We start from the raw sequence: 21,339 nt of genomic DNA, 5'->3' as shown, positions 1-21,339 counted from the left end.
CGGATCTGCAACGTTAGAGGAGTATCAAACAGCCATAGGTCAAGTGGTTTACAACAACCTCTCCCAAAATCCCAACACGACAACCCGCACCATTCAAGTGTTTGTCAATGATGGTGAACTTAATAGCAATACGGCGACTTCAAGCATTGATATTATTGCTGTTAACGACCCGCCTGTATTGGATGTAGACACGACTACAACGGGTACTGATTACGCTAGCATTTTTACCACTGGCGGAACAGGTACAGCCGTTGTTAATGTTGGAAATACCAGTGTTGTTGACCCCGATAATACAAATATTGCGTCAGCAACAGTGACGTTAGTTAATCCTCCAGATGGCGTCAATGAGGGTTTATCTGTTAGTGGATTACCTGGGGGAGTGGATGCTAATTATAATACTTCCACTAATGTTCTCAATATTACCGGAAGTGCAACTTTAGCACAGTATGAAACGCTGCTTGGACGAGTCATTTACACTAATGTAGATCCCGAACCAGATTTAAGCGATCGCACAGTTCAATTTGTTGTCAATGATGGCGAACTTAACAGCAATACTGCAACAAGCGTTTTAGAGTTTAACCGTCCTCCTATTGCTAATGATGAGGGTACTTTCATTACGAATAACAGAGATCCATTCATCATTGATGTTCTAGCAAATGACAGTGATCCTGATGGTGATCCTTTAACAGTATCTTCGGTAACGGGTTCAGGTGCTAATAATGTAACAACCGATGGTTCCGTTATAGAATATGTTCGGATCACAACGACTGGATTTGATCAGTTTACATACACAGTTAGCGATGGTCGGGGTGGAATAGATACTGGTCGGGTTGGAGTGAATATACAAAACTTTTCGAGTGACAATCCTCAAACTTTCACAGGAGGAACTCTCAGCGATAACCTCAATGGTTTAGGTGGAAATGACATTTTAGACGGTCTAGAAGGAAACGATACTCTAAGCGGAGATAACGATAACGATAACCTGATTGGAGGTCTTGGAAATGATAGTATTACGGGAGGTCTTGGAGTAGATAACCTAACCGGAGGTAGCGGAAGGGATTTATTCCGTTATGTGAGTTCTGAAGATGGCGGAGGATTACCTTTTAATGCGAGTTCGACGGATGCAATTAATACTCAAATTGGTTTAGGTCAGTTTGATGTGATTACTGATTTTGAGGGTTTGGGTTCAACGGGTGGTGATCAAATTAAACTGGAGTTTGGTACAACTATCAACATTGTTACTACTGTTCAAACTGATATTTCAACGAATATCCTAACTGAAGGGGAAGCGGGAATATTTGCGTTTGATGATGGTAGCGATACTTATCTGATTTATGATGGAGATGGTAATAATCTCATCGGTGATAATTCCCAGATTATTGCTCAACTTCAAGGTGTAACAGGAATCACTGAACTGTTAGCTGATGACTTGATTATTATCTAGCAAAATTTAGGGAATATCTTCTGTTAAAATCAGTAAGTGGGTGTCAAGAGATGCCCACTTTATTTTAGGGCTAATTTTCAATAAACAATCAAGTCCCCGGAGCGATCGCTTTGTCGAATTTGTCCCTGTTCCACTGGGTCTAAGCCCGCTAACAATAGCAGTTAATTAACTTTTCCTCATGCCCTCAGTCCCGACTTCAGTCCAATGCCTTGATGAGTATAAATCTAGGTTGACCGAGTGCCAAAGTTGACAAAAACTGATCACTAAAAAACCTTGATTTTAATCAAAGATGATCTTATAATTGTTACAGTTTGTTATAGTGCTAAACTATAAACAAACATTTGGTAGAAGCTTTTCCCACTTCCAGAATTGTGACAGTTTGAGTTCTGGAACAAAATTTATAGACGTTTTGATTTTGAACAGGAATCATTCCCGATTGTTCAGGATAGTTTTGAGAGTGCATCACGTCAAAGCGCCCGTAGACAATAGAGAAGAATTATCCTGAATGTCAGGGGGCATCGTTGAAAACCGATCAAAAGACGAACAAACTTTAATTATGGCTGTCAAGTCTCAACCCCTGAATCAAAAGGCATTAACCCTCGTTTCCTCTGATGTTTATTCAACATCTGAAACTGTGCAATCTCAATCTAATCTCTCAGATCAGTTCTCCCAACTCCAGATTGAAATCCAACAATTAACAGATACAATCTCTCAACTGGAAACGCCTTCAATTTTTCAACCCCCTCACAGACTGATGCCGTTAGAGGAGCGTTTACAACTCCATTTTCAGTCTATCAAAGGTGAAAAAGATCGAGTCAAACAGTTGCAGCAATCCAAGCAAACTTTAGCTTTGAAACAAGAGGAACTCAAGCAACTCGAACCGCAACTCAACCAACGCAAACTCGAAGCTGCTCAAGCCATTAAACGTTTAGAACGAGTAGCCCAAAGCGTTAAACAAACTGAAAGTGCTTACTCTCAAGCGATTGAGGAGTTTCAAGTCATGGCTGAACTGGCTCATCAAGCTTTAATAGAAGCCTACGGTCAACAGGGCCAGTTTATGCTAGAAACTGAGATGACACCGCAATACTTGGCTCTGGGCAAATCTCTTCCTCAACTCACGCCAAGTTCCTAAATTCAAAAATACTCCGATTTGTAGGGCTTATACATCAGAAATCCTCAACAACTTTCTGATCTGTAAGTCCTTTAAATTTGGTATTATACAAGATTGTAAGCTCAATAAAGCTAACCTCATCAAAATTGATGGATAACTCTGCAAGATTTTTAGTCAGTGTTAAACTGCTAAAAGCAATTCTATTTCCAGAATGAGGTTATGTCTGCAACGAATGTATTAGGGAATGAACTCGAAGTGTGTTGTACCTCTCCGATGACGGGGTTTTATCGAGATGGAGTGTGTAATACAGGTTCGGGTGATTTAGGGGCTCATGTTATTTGCGCTCAAGTCACGTCAGAATTTTTGGAGTTTTCCCGCAGTCGAGGAAATGATTTGATGACGCCCAATCCGTTATTTAATTTTCCCGGTTTAAGAGCGGGTGATTGCTGGTGTCTGTGCGCTCAACGCTGGAAAGAAGCTCTAGACGCAGGAGTTGCTCCACCTGTACGCTTAAAATCAACTCATGTCCTCGCATTAGAGTATGTTACTTTAGAAGAACTAAAAGCTCATGCACTTGATGTTTAAAGGGCAGAATAAACATTGATTTTAAGACTCAGTAGAACGTAAAGTTTTCTCATATGTCATGTTTTTTAGAGAAAATTTAGCACAAGGATCATGTTCTGCTAGTCTTTTATTTTGAACTCTTCTGTGCAGCCAATTTTACTGAATAGCCAGATTTAAATAATCATCAGTCTCTCGCTTTGTGTTGTCAAGCAAAACATTTACTATAAGATAAAATTTTCAGCAATTATAACAGATGAATGAAAAATTAGAAATTGGGATAGAGCAAAGAACGAAAGAACTGCAATTGTCAGAAGAAAAATTTAAAAAAGCATTTCAAAATCTGCCGTTAGCTATCAAAATTAGCAGTCCTGATGATGGAACAATAATTGATGTCAATGAAAGTTTTATTCGGCTTATTGGTTATTCTAAATCAGAAATCATTGGTCGAACGAGTCTTGAGCTAAAACTTTGGAATAATCTTGAAGAACGCACTCAAATTATTCAACAGTTAAAACAACATCAAAGAATCGCTAATCAGGAAATTAAATGGTGTACAAAATCTGGAAAAATTATTGATGTAGAACTGTTTGGAGAACAAATCGATTTAGACGGACAAACACGAATTTTACTGATCGGTTCAGATATTAGCCAGCGCAAGAAAGCTCACAGAGAACGAGAACTGCGTAAAGTGCATTTGCAATTTCAACAAGTTGTAATGATGGAATTGTTCCAATGTCCAGAAATACAGAATGGAAATCTACAAGCTGCACTGCAAACGATCACTCAAATTGCGGCTCATACGTTAAATATTAGCCGAGCGGGAATTTGGTTTTATAATCAGGAATGCTCTAAAATTACTTGTTCTAACTTGTATGAACTGTTACTGAGCCAACATTCTCAGGGTCAAGAAATTTATATTTCCCAGTATTCCACTTATTTTAAAGCGATAGAAAACGAACAACTGATAGCGGTTGAAAATGCTGCCACTGATCCTCGAACTCAGGAATTGTCTCACTCTTATCTACTCCCTTTGGGGATTACATCAATGTTAGATGTTCCGATTTGTTCAGGGGGTAAAACAGTGGGAATTTTGTGCTTAGAACATATTGGAAAACCGCGAACTTGGCAGCTAGAAGAACAAAATTTTGCAGCCTATTTAGCTTATATCACATCTTTGGCTATCGAAACTCGCGATCGCGCTAGAGCGGAAACTGCATTGAGACAGAGTGAAGAACGATTTCGTCAACTTGCAGAAAATATTGAAAGCATTTTTTGGATGATCGATCCTCATCAACAACAAACGATTTACGTTTCTCCCGCCTATGAAAAAATTTGGGGTCGTTCTTGCCAAGAATTATATCATAAACCTCTATCTTATCTTGGGGAAGCGATTCATCCAGGAGATCGTGAGTCTGCTTTAACAAAAATGACTCAAAAGTTTCAATCCCATCAAGATTTAGAATATCGAATTATTCGACCTGATGGTGAAATTCGCTGGATTCGCGATCGCTCTTTTCCGATTCGCAATGAAGCCGGAGAAATTTATCGGGTTGCTGGAATAGCAGAAGATATCACTGAACGCAAAAAAGCTGAAAAGACACTTCAACATCGAGTCGAACTTGAACAACTTGTTACCAGTATTTCCACACAATTTATCAATCTCAATGCTGATGAAATTGAGAGCGGAATTCAAGGGGCTTTGCAGCGAATCGGTGAGTTTATGGGAGTTGATCGGAGTTATTTATTTTTACTCTCTGAAGATGGCATCTATATGAGTAATACTCACGAATGGTGTGCAAGCAATATTTCACCTCAGCGACACTGCTTACAGAATATTGCGGTTGAATGCTTTCCGTACTTACTGGAAAAACTGAAGCGATTTGAAGTGCTAAATATTCCTAATATTGCTGATCTTCCTGACGCTGCAATTTTGGAAAAAAACACCTGGATGAAACAGTCTCTTCAATCTATTCTCTGTGTTCCGATGGTTTCTCGCAGTCAACTGTTTGGGTTCGTCGGATTCGATGCAGTTTGTTATCGCAAAACCTGGAGTGAAGCTAGTATTAATATACTCAAATTAATTGGAGAGATTTTTGTCAGCGCCTTAGAACGTCAACGGGTTGAAGAAACATTACAATTAACTCAATTTGGAGTAGATAGATCCATTGATGCGGTATTTTGGATTGCTAAAAATGCTGAGATTTTATATGTCAATGAAGCGGCTTGTCAGTCTTTAGAATTTTCTCGAGAAGACCTTTTAAAAATGACGGTTCACGATATTGATCCGGAGTTTCCGTTAGAAATGTGGTCAGAACATTGGCAGAAAATCAAAGCTCAGGGTTCAATGACATTTGAAAGTTTGCATTGCACAGCAAGTGGTCGTATTTTTCCGGTTGAAATTACCGCTAATCATCTCATATTCGGAAAACAAGAGTTTAACTTTTGCTTTGTCCGTGATATTAGCGAACGCAAACAAGCTGAAGAACAAATGCAAGCTTCATTAAAAGAAAAAGAAGTCTTATTACGCGAAATTCATCACCGGGTTAAAAACAATCTTTATATTATCTCAAATTTACTCGATTTACAATCAGATTTAGTTCAAGATGAAAGATTATTAGCTTTCTTTTCTGATAGTCAAACCCGCATTCAAAGTATGGCATTAATTCACGAGCAACTCTATCAATCAACGGACTTAGGACAAGTCAATTTTGGTGATTATATTCATCGTTTAGTCGATAATCTCTTTTTCTCATTGGGCGATACTCAAGGTTTAGTTAAATCAATCGTTGATGTAGAACCCATTAAAATTAATTTAGAAACTGCTATTCCTTGTGGGCTGTTGATTAATGAATTAATTACCAATTCTTTAAAACACGCTTTTCCTCATGGTCGATCTGGAGAAGTTTATGTAGAATTGTATAAAGATTTAGAACAAAAACTTCACCTGAAAGTTCAAGATAATGGGGTGGGAATTTCTTCTAATCTCGACTGGGAAAATTTAACTTCATTAGGACTCAAGTTAGTGCAGATTTTATCTAAACAATTGAGAGCAACCCTGAACCGAAACTTTAGTCAGGGTACCTCTTTTGAATTAATTTTTGCTCAATTAAAGTACAAATCTCGATTTTAAAACGCTTAATTTCTTCGAGAAGGTAATCGCCTTTTTCGAGTTTCAGAGGGCGGCTTTTCTAAGGAAATGATTTCAGCTTGATTACTTTCTCGAGCGACTCGAATCAATAATCCAGCCAAAGCTAAACTCGCGATCATTGAACTTCCACCATAACTAAATAGCGGTAAAGGTAAACCCGTAGTCGGTAACGCCCCCGTCGCCACAGCAATATTTAAAATCGACTGACCCACCATCACCACCATCACGCCAACAGCGATTAATTGATGTTCAATTTGACGAGCATTTAAAGCCACTCTCAAGGCAATTGTAGCATAAACTGCCAACAGCAAAAATAAGAGAAGACCGCCAATAAATCCAAATTCCTCAGCATAAACGGCAAAGATAAAATCACTATATTGAATGGGTAAATAAAACAGCTTTTGCTGTGATAATCCTAACCCCGTTCCCCAAACTCCACCTGACCCGACAGCCAGCAAACTTTGAATTAATTGATAGCCATCATTCATCGGGTCAGCCCAAGGATTGAGAAAAGACAAAATCCGACGTCGTTGATACTCTTTAAAACTGACACTAATGGTTGCTAAAAGTATCCCTCCTAAAGCCGTTCCTCCTAAATAAATTAGAGGGAGTCCAGCCGCCAAGGCAATCAACCACAACGTTATACCAGATAAAGCTGTTGTACTGAGGTTAGGTTGAATTAAAATGCTTAATAAAACAATTGAAAAAATGCCTAACCAAGTGAGTCGAACTTTCCAAGTGAGGCGATTCCAATCCGAAAAAAAGTGAGAACCTTGTAAGACTAAAAAAGGCTTCATCAACTCAGACGGTTGTAACAGCAAAGGACCCAGAGAAATCCAGCGCGTCGCCCCATTAATTGAAGTTCCTAAACCCGGAATTAAGGTCAGAACCAGCAACCCGAGAACGCTAAAAAGACCAACACGCGCCGTTTTTAAGACTGAATAAATGGGAGTTCTGACAATGATATTAAATCCTACCATTCCGACCAGCGTCCAGATGACCTGTCTTTTGAAGTAATACAATCCATCTCCATGTTCAGCATTCGCAATCGGATAGGAAGCCGAAAAAACCACCACCAACCCGACACTCAGCCAAAGAAACGTTAACCACCGTAAGAGGCGGGCTTCCATTGACCAATGTTCGACAGTGGGATCAAAAAAGGGAATCAGATATCGCCAGTTCATGGGAGTCGGTTTAGCTTAACAATGACAAAATTTGCTGTAGCGAGGATTTGACACTCTGCGAGATTACCCCCTGAGTAGGAGTTAGCATAAAAAAGCGCTTCTGTCTATCTTATTTACAAACGATTACAATACGAAGAATAAACCCAATTTGGAAAGGCATCGTGATCTCTAACCTTGCTCAAAACAGTTCTCGCCAAGCCCAAATTGTTGAAGTTGTGTTCCGCAACGGTTGGGACTATATGCGCGGCTTGCTGACAGGTGGCAAAGCCGATGAACCCAATTTACCAACACCTGCGGTCCTTCGCAATATTTTAATCGAGTTAGGCCCGGTTTATGTCAAGTTAGGACAATTACTCAGCACCCGTCCTGATATTTTACCCGCCGACTACATTGAAACCCTCTCCACTCTACAAGCTCAAGTTCCGCCTGTCCCTTGGGTAGAAATGGAAGCTTTACTGTGGGGAGAGTTAAAACAGCCATTAGAAAATGTATTTGCTCAAATTAACACTGAGGCTGTCGCCGCAGGTTCTATTGCTCAAACCTATCGTGCTACCCTGAAAAGTGGTCAAGAAGTCGCTCTGAAAGTTCAACGTCCGGGTATTGATCGGATTATCGAACAAGATATTTCTGTTCTCAAAGGTTTGGGAGAATTAGTTGCTTTAACGGACTTCGGCGAAGATTATGATATTGTTGCCTTGGCTGAAGAATTTGGCAATGCGTTGAGAGCCGAATTAGACTTTAGAAAGGAAGCGATACATACGGATCAACTGCGAACCAATTTATCTGAAAGTCGTTGGTTTGACCCGACAAAAATCATGGTTCCCAAAGTCTATTGGGAGATGACAACAGCGAAGTTATTGGTGTTAGAGTGGTTGAATGGAAAACCGATTTTAACGGCAAAAGTAGACGGTCAAAATTACAACGGAGATGCTACGGCCGAACGCCAAGCAATTAGTACCCTCGTTTGTCGCGCTTTCTTCAAACAATTTTATATTGATGGTTTCTTTCATGCTGATCCTCATCCGGGTAATTTATTTTATCTAACCGATGGTCGAGTCGCTTTACTAGACTGTGGAATGGTGGGTCGTCTTGATCCCCGGAGTCAACAAATTTTAACGGAATTGCTCTTAGCGATTGTCGATCTCGATGCTCAACGCTGTACTCAATTAACGATGAAAATTGCTGAGTCTGCCCGTCCTCCCAGTTTAGCCAAGCTGGAAAGTGACTATGCAAAAATGTTGCGAAAGTATTATAACTTGAGTTTGTCTGAAATCAAGTTTTCTGAGGTGTTTTATGAGATTTTAGCCTTGGCTCGTCATAATAAAATCAAACTTCCCAGCAGTTTAGGATTGTATTCTAAAACGTTAGCAAATTTAGAAGGAGTAGCCCGATCTTTCGATCCGCAGTTGAATTTGTTGGAAGAAATTAAGCCGTTAATGACGGATTTATTTCAACGTCAATTGTTGGGAGAAAATCCGATGGAAACGTTATTAAGAACTGCATTGGATATGAAAAGTTTATCTTTGCAGTCTCCTCGTCAAGTCGAACAGTTATTAGATCGAGTCACCTCTGAAACGCTCAAATGGAATATAACCCTGAGTGAGTTAGATCCCCTGCGTCGTAGTTTAGATGATTCTGCTAATCGACTTTCATTTAGTATTGTTGTTGCAGCCCTGATTATTGGAGCGGCAATTGTCACTACAGGCGCACAAACTCCTCAACTTACTATTTTAACAAATGCTTTGTTTGGGGTTGCGAGTTTCTTTGGATTATGGCTGATTGTGAGTATTTTACGTTCCGGTCGTTTAAAATAGTATTGATACGCTCATAAATTAGGGGAACTTCAACCATCAGATCGGGAAAATTAACATGGCATACAGTGAATTTACCCTCAAGAAAGTCAAGTCAGAATTCGGTCTGCAAACGATTGAAAACTTCTCTCTATTTAGTGATGCTATCCCATTGAAACTGAGCGATTATTTACAACAAACCTTACAACGAAATGTTCCGCTAGCCCTGGCTATTAATACCGAAAAAGCGCGATCAGAGTTGATCATCATTAATATTCTGCTCGAAATCAAAGAGAGGCTTTCAGATCGGATTAGTCTGTTTTCAGGGATTGATTTTAATGTAGATAAAGATCGGGGACTCACTGGATTTTGTGACTATATTTTGAGCGCTTCAGCAGAACAATTCTATTTAGAAAAACCTGTGATTGCCATTGTTGAGGCTAAAAACGAGAATATTGTATCCTGTCTGGGACAATGTATTGCTGAAATGTACGCGGCTGATGTTTACAATCAGCAAGAAAATATAAGCTTGCCTTGTATTTATGGGGCAGTAACAACGGGGGATGAATGGAAGTTTTTAAAGTGGGTTGAGAAGACTGCTTATATTGACCGCGATTCTTATTATATCAGCGAGGTTGATAAGATTCTCGGTATTTTGTTCAACATGGCACAGCATCAAGTTTGATATTCTTTAGGTTTAATCCAAAGTGCTGTAAAAAATATCGGTGTACCGCCAATCAATCCTAATATTAACCATCGATTGAAACGGCGACCTTTTTGTTTGGCAATCAGTGCAGCAATTCCGCCAATCAGACAATGAAAAAACAATAAAAATAGGGCAAGTTGGGAATCGATTTCAACATTAAACATTCAGAGAAGGCTTGGTTTTATCTAATGACGACTTTCTCAGCATAACATAAATTCACTCAAAAGATAATTAGGATTAAAAACCCGGTCATACCCTGTCCGGTTGCTCAATTCTGTTATGGGGGAAGGGCGGGTTTATTTAAATTCTTGAACAGGAAACAAAAATCTGGGCAGAACCCGCCCCTACACAATGATCATTGATTAATCGGAGATGATATCACTCTTAGGAAACCGGGTTTTTGGGTTGACCTCTAGGGATGAAATAATCGACTATTTCTTCTGTTTTTTCGCGGCGGGTGCTTTAGGTTTGGGTGGGCCGAAATAGCCTTTAAAAATCTCATGGGCGATGGGTGCAGCCGACACCGAACCATAACCCCCCGCTTCTACCGCAACGGCGATCGCAATTTCCGGTTTATCTGCTGGCCCAAAAGCAATATACATGGAATTATCGGGTTTTCCTGGCATTTCTACTGTACCTGTTTTACCGCCCGTTAACGGAATCGTACCATCATTTAAACGTCGTCCCGTTCCTTCTTTCACCACATCAATTAACCCCTGACGAACAACATTTAGAGTAGCGGGAGAAATCGCTGTTTTCACTCGTTGAGTTTCCTTTGTATTCGTTTGAGAGGCTAATAAATGAGGTTGAACTCGCCATCCGCCATTGGCAACGGTTGAAGTCATCACCGCCAATTCTAACGGCGTGACTAACACTAACCCTTGACCAATTGACATCGAAACTGTATCCCCTAAATACCAAGGTTCACCGTAATTTTTTTCTTTCTCCGCAGGGGTTGGAAGTTGACCATGATTGGCGCCATCTAGTCCTAAAAGATCTAAATTAATTGAACCGCCAATCCCTAATTCTCGACCCCATTTAGAAATTTGTTCGGGGCCTGCTTTCATCCCCACTTGATAGAAAAAGGTGTTGCTACTCACGGCTAACGCCTTTCTAAATCCAATCACTCCATAACCCGATTTATTATGTTCGTGGAAGGAAATATTACCGACTCGAAGTGCCGCCGAAGTCATCAATGTAGAATTGGGTTTAAACTTCCCAGATTCCATCCCCGCGATCGCAGTAACAACTTTAAAGGTACTGCCCACAGGATATCCTTGTACCGCACGATTAAGAAGTGGATTTTCTCCCCCTTGCAATTGATTCCATTCTTTCGTTGTTAACTGACGAGTAAACTGATTCGGGTCATAATTTGGACTACTTGCCATCACTAAAACAGCCCCGGTTCTGACATCAATTGCCACAACGGCACCCCGTCTGTTACCTAATTGTTCTTCCGCAATTTTCTGTAATTTGTAATCGAGAGTCAGTTGAACAGGTTTTCCAGAAACAGGAGATTGTAAGCCTAATTCTTGAATTTCATTTCCTCGCGCATCGACTTCGACTAAGCGATTTCCCCAAGCCCCTTCTAAGTCAGAATTCGCTTTACTTTCAACGCCTGATTTCCCGACTATCATCCCCATCGGATAATTGGGGTTGGCTTTGAGTTCATCGAGGGTGGCTTCTCCAATGTATCCTAATAGATGAGAGGCTAAATTATTATTGGGATAGTTACGCCTGGACTCACCACGAATTTCAATGCCTCTAGATTTGCCCATTTCTTCAGCAAGACTGACGAACATTGAAGGGCTAATATCTTGATAAATTCGCACGGGAAGCCGAGAATTATATCCCGCTTTTTCGAGTTGTTCTAAGATTTGAGTCTCAGGAATTTTGATAATTCCGCTTAACTGATTAGCGGTTTTTTTCCATTGTTCGGGGGATTGTTCTTGCGGCCACAAATAAACGGAACGAGACAGACGACTGGTGGCGAGTATTTCTCCTTTGCGATCAAGAATTTCTCCTCGTTTAGCCGGAACAGGTGACAAACGCAGACGATTCGTTTCAGCCCAAAGTCGATTATATTCTCCTTGAACAATTTGCAGTTTAGCAAGTTGAAGGGTATACACACTCATCAAACCACTAATTACCAATAGCAGAATAATCCCTTTGTGCAAACGGGAACGTCTGACGGTGGAATCCTGCACATCGTCTGCTTTTGTTACATACTTGGGTTGATAGTCAAATAAGGTTTCCGTAGTCATAGGAATTAGATTAGTGTATTATTTCTTATTCCCGATGAAGGGAGGTGAAAATCCGGATAAGACGATGAATTTTTGAGTTACTGTTGAAAATCTAACAGAAAGTACGAGGGGTTTCTTGTTGAGAAAACCATCAATGAGTTGCGAAACTCATCGCGGTGAACCTACTTTTGAAAGCGAGATGAAGAGTAATTGATTCAATAACCCTTCTTTTCTGATTCAGAGAAATCCGTAGGGTTATTCATCTTTGGTTTCGGTGATTGATAGTTTTAAGGACGTTGAACTCTGCGTTAAAGTTCCTCAATGATTGCTCAATTTTTGAGCCGTTCTAGACTGCTTCGTGATCCGAATCTTCTCACCCCCTAGATTGTGTTAATAATGCAGTTTGATAATTTTTGACTTGAATATCTATTCCCGTAATAGCCGTCCCCACAACCACCGCAGTCGCACCTAATTTGATTGCTTTTTTTGCTTGTTCGGGTGAAGAAATACCGCCTTCACAAATCACCGGAACTTCGAGTTTCTGCACCATCTTTTCGAGGAGATCAAAGCCAGGAGGAGACAGATTTTCAGTTGCTTTTGTATAACTATAAAGGGTCGTCCCGACAAAATCTGCACCTGATGAAGCGGCTTCAATTGCTGCTTCTAAAGTGTCTATATCTGCCATTACCTGTTTACCTAATTCTTGCTGAATTTTCGGAATCAGGGTTTTGAGGGTTTCTCCGTTGGGACGGTTTCTTAAGGTCCCATCTATGGCTATGATATCAGCTCCCGCCTCGGCGATCGCAACTGCATCTGCAAACCGAGGTGTAATATAAACTTCAAAGCCAGGAATCTGTTGTTTCCACAGTCCAATTATCGGCTGTGTTATCGCTTCTCGCACCGCTTTGACGTGATTGGGTGTATCGACTCGCACTCCGACTGCGCCTTGGTTTATAGCCGCTTTCGCCATCGCTGCAATCACAATAGGATGATGCAAAGGGGAGTCAACTGGCGCCTGACAGGAAACAATTAAAGATTGAGGGGGAATAAGATTTTTCTCATAGGCCATCTTTGCTGAATCCAGTGATGTTGCTTATCTTATCTAATTTAACTGCTATTTATTATTAACGGTTTAATCTTTTTAGTAAATTTTATATTTCTTAAATTTTGGGGAATTTGTACCCGTAAAGGACGCAAGCAGCAGCGCCCCTACAATATTTTTCGCTTGCTGTTGTCCAATGAGGGTTAAACTTCTGCTTGAACTGTCTTTTTGCTCACAGTTATTTTCGGTAACAGCGTGTATTTTAAAGCATAACCCAAATAGGTCAATAATACAATAATTGCGGCACCGATTCCGACTGGACTGGGTATCCAAAAAACGGCTTCTAAGTGGTTGACTTCACCAGATTTTAATGTCCAAACAAGTTGACCGTTTTGTTTGGATGTCACCGTTAAGGGTTTTGCTGTTTCCGGGTTAATGGCATCAGATTCTATGAGTTTAGCGCCCCAAGGGGTATTTAAACTAAATTGTAACTCTAGCAAGTCTCCTGAATTAATTAAAACCTGTTGATTGGTTGTCAGTAAAGCGAGCGATCGCAAATCGAGTTCTAAACTTAAATGATTCCGCAAAACAAAAATAAAGTTATTTTGGGTTAAATCTAAATTGGATGAAAATTGAGGTAAATTATTGTCGAGTTGATCTTGATATCTTGGCTTTTTACTCAGGTCAATGGGATTAAAAAACTGTTCAAATTTCTTTTCTAAATCCGCCCCATTATTAAACGGAATCGTCACTAAAATTCCCCGTTCTGAAACTTGCTGGGTTCGCCCCTGAACCTCTCTAACTCTACGTCTGAGACTGCGTACCCACTCATTGACAACCTCACGGCTAAAGCCCGTTAAACGTTCAGATAGCTGTATTTTTTGCTGAATAGTTCCGTGGGTTTGGCTATTAAAATCTATCCCAACATCATACTGAACACAGCCACTCAGCAATAAAGACGTGAGAAAAACGATTAATAGGGTTCGGATCGTTTTCATGGTTTTAACTGTAGATACTGAATCAGAAACATTTGAACGGTTTTAAGACTTTCGGGCGGCGACTCCCAACTGTTTAAATAGCATACTGGGAACATTTGATCCGCCACCTACCCATTCAGGGCGATCGCTTAAATCCCCTAACTGTTTAAACGCTTCAAAAATGTTACCTGCTACCATTGTATTCTTTAAACGGCCGACAATTTTACCGTTTTCGACTTTATATCCTAAATCTAAATTAACTGAAAATTCTCCCGCCAATTGATTCGACTGACCCGCCCCCAACACTTGATCAACAATTAATCCTTCATCGATACTCGCAATTAAATCTTCTGTAGAAGTGCTTCCCGGACTTATACAAAGATTCACTAAAGAAGGCCCCGGACGCGATAACCCACCGCGAAACCCATTTCCGGTTGGTTCAACTTGACCTCTAACTGCCCACTGTCTATCCCAGTAAAACCCTTGAACAGTGCCTTTGTCAATCAATATTTTTTGAGTGGTGGGGGTTCCTTCATCGTCAAACTCACAAGCCGAAGGCCCAAATTTGGGATCTTCATACAACGTGAAACGAGGATCAAATAGGGTTTGACCCAGTTTATCACTCAAAGGTGAGGATTTCTGCACAACCGCCTGACCGGATAATACCGTTTTAAATAAACGCCCCAACACCATCGCCACCGCCCTGGGAGTAAATAAAACAGGAAAAGATCCGCTAGAAATGGTTGCTTTTTGTTCAGCGAGACGGTATTTTTCAATCAATTCTGATAACAGGCGATCGCTATCTAGAGAACGATCTCTGGCAATATCAAAACTAGAGATTTCGAGAAAATCTTCTCCCCTGACGAGATTTCCGCCCAAACTTCCGGTGACAATTTGACTCGATTGTTCCGCAAAAACATCTTGATTTGTGGCAATTTGTACCTGTTGAGTCCGAACATGAAAGCCAACATTAACGAGAATTTCTGAATTATAGTTGTGAACTTTTTCGATTAACGAGTGACCTAATTCTACTAAGTCTTGAGTCGTTGGGGGAATATAAGAGGTTTTGGGGCTAGATTGATGATAATTTGCAGCGAGTTCAAAGTCTACGGGATCACCAATTTCTGCGGTTTGAATGGCTGCATCAATTAAGTCATCCAGTCGAGTTAAATCTGTTGAACTCGCAAACCCTAACTTTCCGTTATGAATGACTCGTAAAGCAACGCCTTGTTTGGCTTTCGTTTGTAGGGATTTTAGGCGATTATTTTCAAACTCTATCGGTGTATCTTGAGACGAGAGAAAATACACCTCAGCCGCCTCTACTTTTTGACGGGTTTGTTCTAAGAGTTGTTCGACAATTGAGTTTACCATAAAATTACTGTTGATAGGTTTGTTGTTTTTATTTTAAAGGATCATGTTGCTGTCGGGGCGAATTCCACTCAGATTGAGGTTTTTCACAAACAACTTCAAGAAACCCGCCCTGACTCTCTTCTTTATTCCCAACTTTTTGTCCACAGAGTTTCATTAATCTCAGCTAAAATTTCATCAGGATAAAGAATCTCCTTTTGAGTTTTTTCAGCGAGAACATGAATTTCCAATCCTTCCGAGGGTTCTAAGGTTTTCAAAGAAGATTCAGTCGCTAACCGCATCGGCACAAAAAACTGATCATCCGAATCTAAACTTGCATCAATATACCGCTTAAAATTCAGTTCGACAACCGGATCACAAAGTAAAATCAAAACTCTCACCAACTCAATATGATTTTCTGGATTATTACTATTTTCCGGGGAGAGAGTTTGCACTTGAAACGTTTCCATTTTTTGATCAAACCATTGTTGATAATCCTCCCCTGGCCCCCATTGCGGATAATCACATTCAATATCAGCGACTCCATAACCTTTAATCTGATGAGGATGAACCCATAAGCGATTAAATAAACGGTACATGGGAACTTTTTTATAGATTTCTTTGAGTAAGACTTTAGAATTCATGAGAGGATTAGAATTGTAGATAGACTAAGTTTAACGATTTTTAGACGGAAAAAAGAAAAACGATTGAGCAGACTGAGCAAAATTTCCGACAGAGAAAACGTCAAAATGTCTCAGATGAGCTGAAGTTTCCCTTTTCAGGTAAACTGAGTAAAGTGTGAGAAATCTAACTAGATTTTGACTCAACCCGAATTACCCCGTTGCCTTCCACTTAAATATTAAATCACAAATTATAGTGTAGGCTAAACTCTAACTGGATTTTGAACGTTATGACTGGAACACCGCAAGACAACCCCAACCCACAACCGTCGAATGAAACCGGGAATGTAGAAGAATTAGTCCAATTACTCCGTCGCAAAGAAGGAACTTGGGTAGACTGGGGACAAGCCTGTGCGACGCTACAAAAATCGGGCTACAATTCCCAAAACCTGTTTGAAGAAACGGGGTTTGAACCGATTCAGCAAAATCAGGTGATTGTCGCTTCTCAAGTATACAACTCTTTGGTAACAGGCGGCGCTTCCGAACGGGTGCGATCGCATTTTATGCAAAAAGGAAGTGATATTCTCTATGAATTTCGCATTTTAACGCAACCGGAACGAATAGAAGCGGCAGAATTTACGATATCCCAAAATATTGACGCGGATGATGCCAAAGATCTCGCCAAAGCGATCAAAGATCTCTCCCGTGTGAGTCGTTTACCCGAAGGTTTTACGCGACATCCCGGTGATGCGATCGCCTATCAATGTTGGAAAGCTGCGCGACAACATAGCGATCTTCAACAGCGATCGCGTTTAATTGCCAAAGGGTTAAGATTTGCTAATTCTCCCGACGCCCGACAACACATTGAAAAACTATTAACTGATTTTTCCGTTGTTTCCACTCATCCCGCCCCTCGTTTACCTGTTTATCGGTTAGAATCAGATGAAGATTTACCGCGTATTCTTCCGGTTGTCGGTGAATTTCCGTTAACTGTAGAAGATTTAAAAGCAGTGCCAATAACTGATGAGTTTGAACCGTTTCGCATGGTTAAATTTGAGGGTTCTGGGGCGTGGATACCGCTTCCGGGTTGGCAGGTGATTACGAAGGCAGAAGATCCGGTTGTTATTATTGGGAAAAGCGACACTTTACCGAGTCCTTTACCGGGAAAAGTTGAACCTGTTTTAGTCGTTATTGATCGTTCACAACGGCAGTGGGAAGCGGATCGTTATTTTTTAGTTGAACAGGATAATAAACTGGAATTACAGTGGTTTGAAGAAGATCCCAATTTATCACTGTTAGGACAATTAATTTTAATTATGCGTCCGAAAAAGGTGTTAGATGAAAGTCAAATTGGGAATTTAATGCAATTTGAGGATTAATTAACCTCTCCCTGATTATATTCCCCTTTGGGAAATATCCCCCTAAATCCCCCTTAAACAGCCCTGCCGAAGATCGGGGGGTTGGGGGAGATACAATTGTCCCTCTCGATTAATAAATAGTCCCCGACGGGACACCTTTTCCCTCTCCTCGTAGGAGAGGGTTAGGGAGAGGTAGGAGAGGGTAGTGAGAGGTGGCGAGAGGAGCGTTTCAAGATATTAATTTAATGTAACTTTTTCTGATGTAGAATTGGGTGATATTGGCTCAAAATGTAATACCATGATTTGTTCTGGACGTAAACCAACTGACTCATAAGTGTATCCATTGCGATCGCTAAATTCTACCTCAAAAGCGCTACCATCAGCCAATATTTCAACGACAGTACCCACTTGACCTCGCAACAAGTTATATTCGGGAATATCGACCGTTAGAGCAATAATATCGAGCAATTTAATAGTATTTTGAGTCATGGTTCTTAATTCTGTTTTATTTACAAAATCCCCACCTACCCAGGTCGCCACAATTTAATCGTTTTGTCAGAACTTCCACTCGCTAACGTGCGACCATCGGGGCTAAATGCAACAGACCTCACCCAATCTGAATGTCCTTTTAAAGTAGCAATTTCAGTTTGAGTTTTCACATCCCACAGTTTAACAGTTTTGTCCGAACTTCCACTCGCTAACGTGCGACCATCGGGGCTAAATGCTACAGACCAGAAAGCATCTGAATCTCCTTTTAATGTGGTAATTTCAGTTTGAGTTTTCACATTCCACAGGCGAATAGTTTTGTCTTTACTTCCACTGGCTAAAATTAGACCATCTGGGCTAAATGCTACAAACCTGATCCAATTTGAATGTCCTTTTAATGTGGTAATTACACGAGGATTTGCTATACCCCATAATTTTACAGTTTTGTCAGAACTTCCACTCGCTAACATCCGACCATCGGGGCTAAATGCTACAGACCAGAAAGAATCTGAATCTCCTTTTAATGTGGTAATTTCAGTTTGAGTTTTCACATTCCACAGGCGAATAGTTTTGTCTTTACTTCCAGTCGCTAAAATTAGACCATCTGGGCTAAATGCTACAGACCTCACCCAATCTGAATGTCCTTTTAAAGTAGCAATTTCCCTGTGAGTTTTTACATTCCACAATTTGATAGTTTTGTCCTCACTCCCACTCGCTAAAATACGACCATCTGGGCTAAATGCGACAGAATTCACCCAATGTAAATGTCCTTTTAAAGTCGCAATTGTCGCTCGAGTTTCGACATCCCAGAGTTTGATAGTATTGTCCTCACTTCCACTGGCTAACATTCGACCATCGGGGCTGAAAGCAACAGACCTAACATGATTTGAATGTCCTGTTAAAGTTTTAATACAGGTTGCATTTTTCCAAGAAATAGGTGAAGTAACAGTTTGAGAAGATTGAGGAATTTGAGAACTTTTTGTAGAATGCGATCGCAAAGCTGTTAAAATATCAGAAACAGACTGATAACGTTGCTGAACATCTTTTTGCAGTAACTTAGTTACAATTTGCTTTAATTCCTGACTAATAGATTGCTTGAGATGTTGTTCCCAGTTGCGAGTCCAGCCATAACCTTCTTCTAAGAACAAATCATAGGGATGAACTTGAGTCAACAGATAAAAACAAGTTACCCCCAAACTAAATAAATCACTCGCCGGATAAGCTTCCCCGTCTTGCATTTGTTCGATAGAAGCATAACCATCGGAACCAATACGAGTCCCCATTTTTGTTTGGAAAACTGTTGTTGATAACTGTTTGGCAACCCCAAAATCAATTAACACAAAACATTCATCGCCCCGACGTTGAATAATATTATCCGGCTTGATATCTCGATGAATGACCTTTTGTTCGTGAACAAATTTCAAAACGGGTAATAAATTCTCTAACAGTTGTTTAACTTGTGATTCCTTCCAAACTTCCCGCTTTTCAACTAACTGTGATAACGTCTCGCCTTCGATATATTCCTGAACTAAAAATAACTGTTTTCCTTCCTCAAAATAGGCGTATAATGTGGGAATTTGGGGATGTTTGCCGAGTTGCTGAAGTTGTCGGGCTTCCTGTTCAAACAGTTGTGTCGCTTTGTTTAACGCCCCGGTTCCCTGAACGTTTGCGGTGAATTGTTTGACCACACAATATTCATTCAATTTATCAATATCTTCGGCGAGATAGGTTCGACCAAAACCCCCTTCGCCTAATAGTTTTATCACCCGATAATGACTTCTCAAAATGGGAATTAATTCGGTGCCACAAGTTTGACAATAACGGTTTCCGTCGGGGTTGTCGGGTTTAGGACAGTAGGGGTTTAAACAGCAGGTCATACGGTGTGAGATAGTTGAGGATCTTATCTCTATTTTCTCTCAAGTTCACCCCAAACGTAAACCTTTATTGTTACCTCTCTTCTAATTAACCTCCATCTGAAAAACCCGGTTTCTTTGAGAAACCGGGTTTTTATCCACTACTCTCAACTTCACCTCAAACGTAAACCTTTATTGTTACCTCTCCCCCAACCTCTCTCCACCTCTCCCCTGTGCTTGAAAAGGGGGGGTTAGACGAGGGGAGTGTTAAATAAGAAGATATAAAAGGGGGTTTGGAATTAATTATTGTTAATACTTACGGTTTATAGATGTTCCTCCTTGAAATCGTTAGTCCCTAAAAGCCTATCCCAAAAGGTAAAATACAATCCATAATGGATTTGATAATTGCGATGATGAATGGAATGATAGGTGGCACTAATTAGCCATTTTCCTAGCCAATGATTGGGGAAAGCCGGAAATAATTCAAACCCCAGATGATTAACGACAGCCCAAATCGTCATCGTTGTTAGTAATAAACCCAAAACGATAAAATGAACGGGGATAATGAAAACAACAGCGATTAGAAATAATCCTTGAATCAATGCTTCAAAAAAGTCGAGGGCAAAAGATGTCCAAGGCGTTGGATAATTCGACCTGTGATGACCGCGATGCAGCCATCGAAACAATTTAGGATGATGAAATACTCGATGAAAAAAGTAGAAGCAGGTATCTTGTAAAAAAATCACACCGAGGAAACTGATTACTAAATAAAATAGTCCATAATCATCAATTGAAGAATACAAGCGCGTTGCACCCGAATCGTGTATATACATGACTAAGGCAGTGCAAACCGAAAAAACGAAAGTCGAGATGATTGAAAGTTCAATATCGTTTTTAATTAAATCCCTGTTGGGGGACTGAAAATCAGAATATTGTTTTCCAAAAAACCCCCCAAAAAAAGAATAAAACAACCAGTATGTGCCTCCCGCGATCAGAAAGTAGCGAATCAAAATAATTGCGAAAAAAGCGAAGAAATAAAAGAACCAAAGCTTCATAGTCTTGAGTAATTCTTAAAGATTAACGATAACATTAAAATTAGCGATAAAATAAAGGGACTTTAGCTATAGAGCGATTAAACTCTTTTTTAAGCATCACAGTTATTGCGAGAAAGTTCATCTATCTAAAGGTGCAGTACAGTAGCCATTCCCGCTCAGTAGATGAGCAGTCTAGACCCCTTGGGCTAGCAGATATAGCATTTTTATTTTAAATGAAAAGCGAAGCGTAACTCATCCTACAGCCACGCCAAAATCGGATATTGTACGGATACGCCTCACCAGCGCTAGAAAAACGAGGGGGACTGTCTGTGTAACGAAAATCTCTTGTTACCAAAAATTGCCGTAAAGCCCCTACCTTCAGGTATGGGGATATAAGGCTCTTTCTAATGCTATAATAACTCAACTGGCAGG

Annotated in this window: 17 protein-coding genes; 7 read left to right on the top strand and 10 right to left on the bottom strand. The window is 40.3% G+C overall.

Features of this window, described 5'->3' with window-relative positions; translation table 11 throughout:
* The 4 genes from WN50_RS34630 to WN50_RS11290 form a co-directional block, all read left to right on the top strand.
* Positions 1-1,444 (top strand): calcium-binding protein (locus WN50_RS34630; protein ID WP_049559113.1); only part of this gene is annotated, 1,444 nt, incomplete at its 5' end.
* Positions 1,445-1,949: 505 nt separating this feature from the next.
* Entirely contained in the window at positions 1,950-2,576 is a 627-nt protein-coding gene (locus tag WN50_RS11300) for a hypothetical protein (protein WP_046279498.1), read from the top strand.
* 198 nt (positions 2,577-2,774) lie between these two features.
* The gene (locus WN50_RS11295) at positions 2,775-3,140 is read left to right on the top strand and encodes a DUF2237 family protein (RefSeq protein WP_046279497.1); all 366 of its coding nucleotides are present in this window, start codon (positions 2,775-2,777) and stop codon (positions 3,138-3,140) included.
* A gap of 232 nt (positions 3,141-3,372) precedes the next feature.
* Entirely contained in the window at positions 3,373-6,249 is a 2,877-nt protein-coding gene (locus WN50_RS11290; protein WP_049559110.1) for a PAS domain S-box protein, read from the top strand.
* Between the two features lie 5 nt (positions 6,250-6,254).
* Here the strand turns inward: WN50_RS11290 and WN50_RS11285 are convergent, their stop codons facing one another.
* Complete coding sequence (locus WN50_RS11285) at positions 6,255-7,451, bottom strand: FtsW/RodA/SpoVE family cell cycle protein (RefSeq protein WP_046279496.1); 1,197 nt, start codon at positions 7,449-7,451, stop codon at positions 6,255-6,257.
* Between the two features lie 164 nt (positions 7,452-7,615).
* On the opposite strand from WN50_RS11285, the gene WN50_RS11280 reads away from it, so the two are divergent.
* Both WN50_RS11280 and WN50_RS11275 read left to right on the top strand, forming a co-directional pair.
* Positions 7,616-9,265, top strand: coding sequence for an ABC1 kinase family protein (locus WN50_RS11280; protein ID WP_323316660.1), 1,650 nt, complete (start codon positions 7,616-7,618; stop codon positions 9,263-9,265).
* Positions 9,266-9,320: 55 nt separating this feature from the next.
* Positions 9,321-9,926, top strand: coding sequence for a hypothetical protein (locus tag WN50_RS11275; protein ID WP_046279494.1), 606 nt, complete (start codon positions 9,321-9,323; stop codon positions 9,924-9,926).
* On the opposite strand, the gene WN50_RS11270 is transcribed toward WN50_RS11275, so the two are convergent.
* From WN50_RS11270 to WN50_RS11245, 6 genes are all read right to left on the bottom strand, one after another.
* Entirely contained in the window at positions 9,917-10,111 is a 195-nt protein-coding gene (locus tag WN50_RS11270; protein WP_046279493.1) for a hypothetical protein, read from the bottom strand. The genes WN50_RS11275 and WN50_RS11270 overlap by 10 nt on opposite strands.
* A gap of 267 nt (positions 10,112-10,378) precedes the next feature.
* Positions 10,379-12,211, bottom strand: a complete 1,833-nt coding sequence (gene mrdA / locus WN50_RS11265; protein WP_046279492.1) for a penicillin-binding protein 2 — start codon at positions 12,209-12,211, stop codon at positions 10,379-10,381.
* A 352-nt stretch (positions 12,212-12,563) separates the two neighbouring features.
* Positions 12,564-13,259 (bottom strand): N-acetylmannosamine-6-phosphate 2-epimerase, encoded by a 696-nt coding sequence (locus tag WN50_RS11260; protein ID WP_046279491.1) that lies wholly within the window; start codon positions 13,257-13,259, stop codon positions 12,564-12,566.
* Between the two features lie 176 nt (positions 13,260-13,435).
* Positions 13,436-14,230: a DUF3153 domain-containing protein gene (locus WN50_RS11255; protein WP_046279490.1), complete on the bottom strand. Its 795-nt coding sequence runs from the start codon at positions 14,228-14,230 to the stop codon at positions 13,436-13,438.
* A 42-nt stretch (positions 14,231-14,272) separates the two neighbouring features.
* Positions 14,273-15,580 carry a TldD/PmbA family protein gene (locus WN50_RS11250; RefSeq protein WP_046279489.1) on the bottom strand — a complete coding sequence of 436 codons (1,308 nt, stop codon included), beginning with the start codon at positions 15,578-15,580 and terminating at the stop codon, positions 14,273-14,275.
* A 122-nt stretch (positions 15,581-15,702) separates the two neighbouring features.
* On the bottom strand, positions 15,703-16,200 hold the full coding sequence (locus WN50_RS11245) for a hypothetical protein (protein ID WP_046279488.1): 498 nt from the start codon (positions 16,198-16,200) through the stop codon (positions 15,703-15,705).
* Between the two features lie 266 nt (positions 16,201-16,466).
* Between WN50_RS11245 and WN50_RS11240 the strand changes: the two genes are divergently transcribed.
* Positions 16,467-17,555, top strand: a complete 1,089-nt coding sequence (locus WN50_RS11240) for a RuBisCO accumulation factor 1 (protein WP_046279487.1) — start codon at positions 16,467-16,469, stop codon at positions 17,553-17,555.
* 216 nt (positions 17,556-17,771) lie between these two features.
* On the opposite strand, the gene WN50_RS11235 is transcribed toward WN50_RS11240, so the two are convergent.
* From WN50_RS11235 to WN50_RS11225, 3 genes are all read right to left on the bottom strand, one after another.
* A complete protein-coding gene (locus WN50_RS11235; protein WP_046279486.1) occupies positions 17,772-18,023 on the bottom strand; it encodes a DUF4926 domain-containing protein in 252 nt (83 codons plus the stop codon).
* Positions 18,024-18,058: 35 nt separating this feature from the next.
* Positions 18,059-19,897 (bottom strand): WD40 repeat domain-containing serine/threonine-protein kinase, encoded by a 1,839-nt coding sequence (locus WN50_RS11230; protein WP_046279485.1) that lies wholly within the window; start codon positions 19,895-19,897, stop codon positions 18,059-18,061.
* Between the two features lie 299 nt (positions 19,898-20,196).
* Entirely contained in the window at positions 20,197-20,706 is a 510-nt protein-coding gene (locus tag WN50_RS11225; protein WP_235440923.1) for a sterol desaturase family protein, read from the bottom strand.
* Between the last annotated feature and the right edge of the window lie 633 nt (positions 20,707-21,339).

The sequence above is a fragment of the Limnoraphis robusta CS-951 genome (assembly GCF_000972705.2).
The sequence above is the reverse complement of the archived record's forward strand: the minus strand, read 5'-3'. Positions and strand labels throughout refer to the sequence as shown.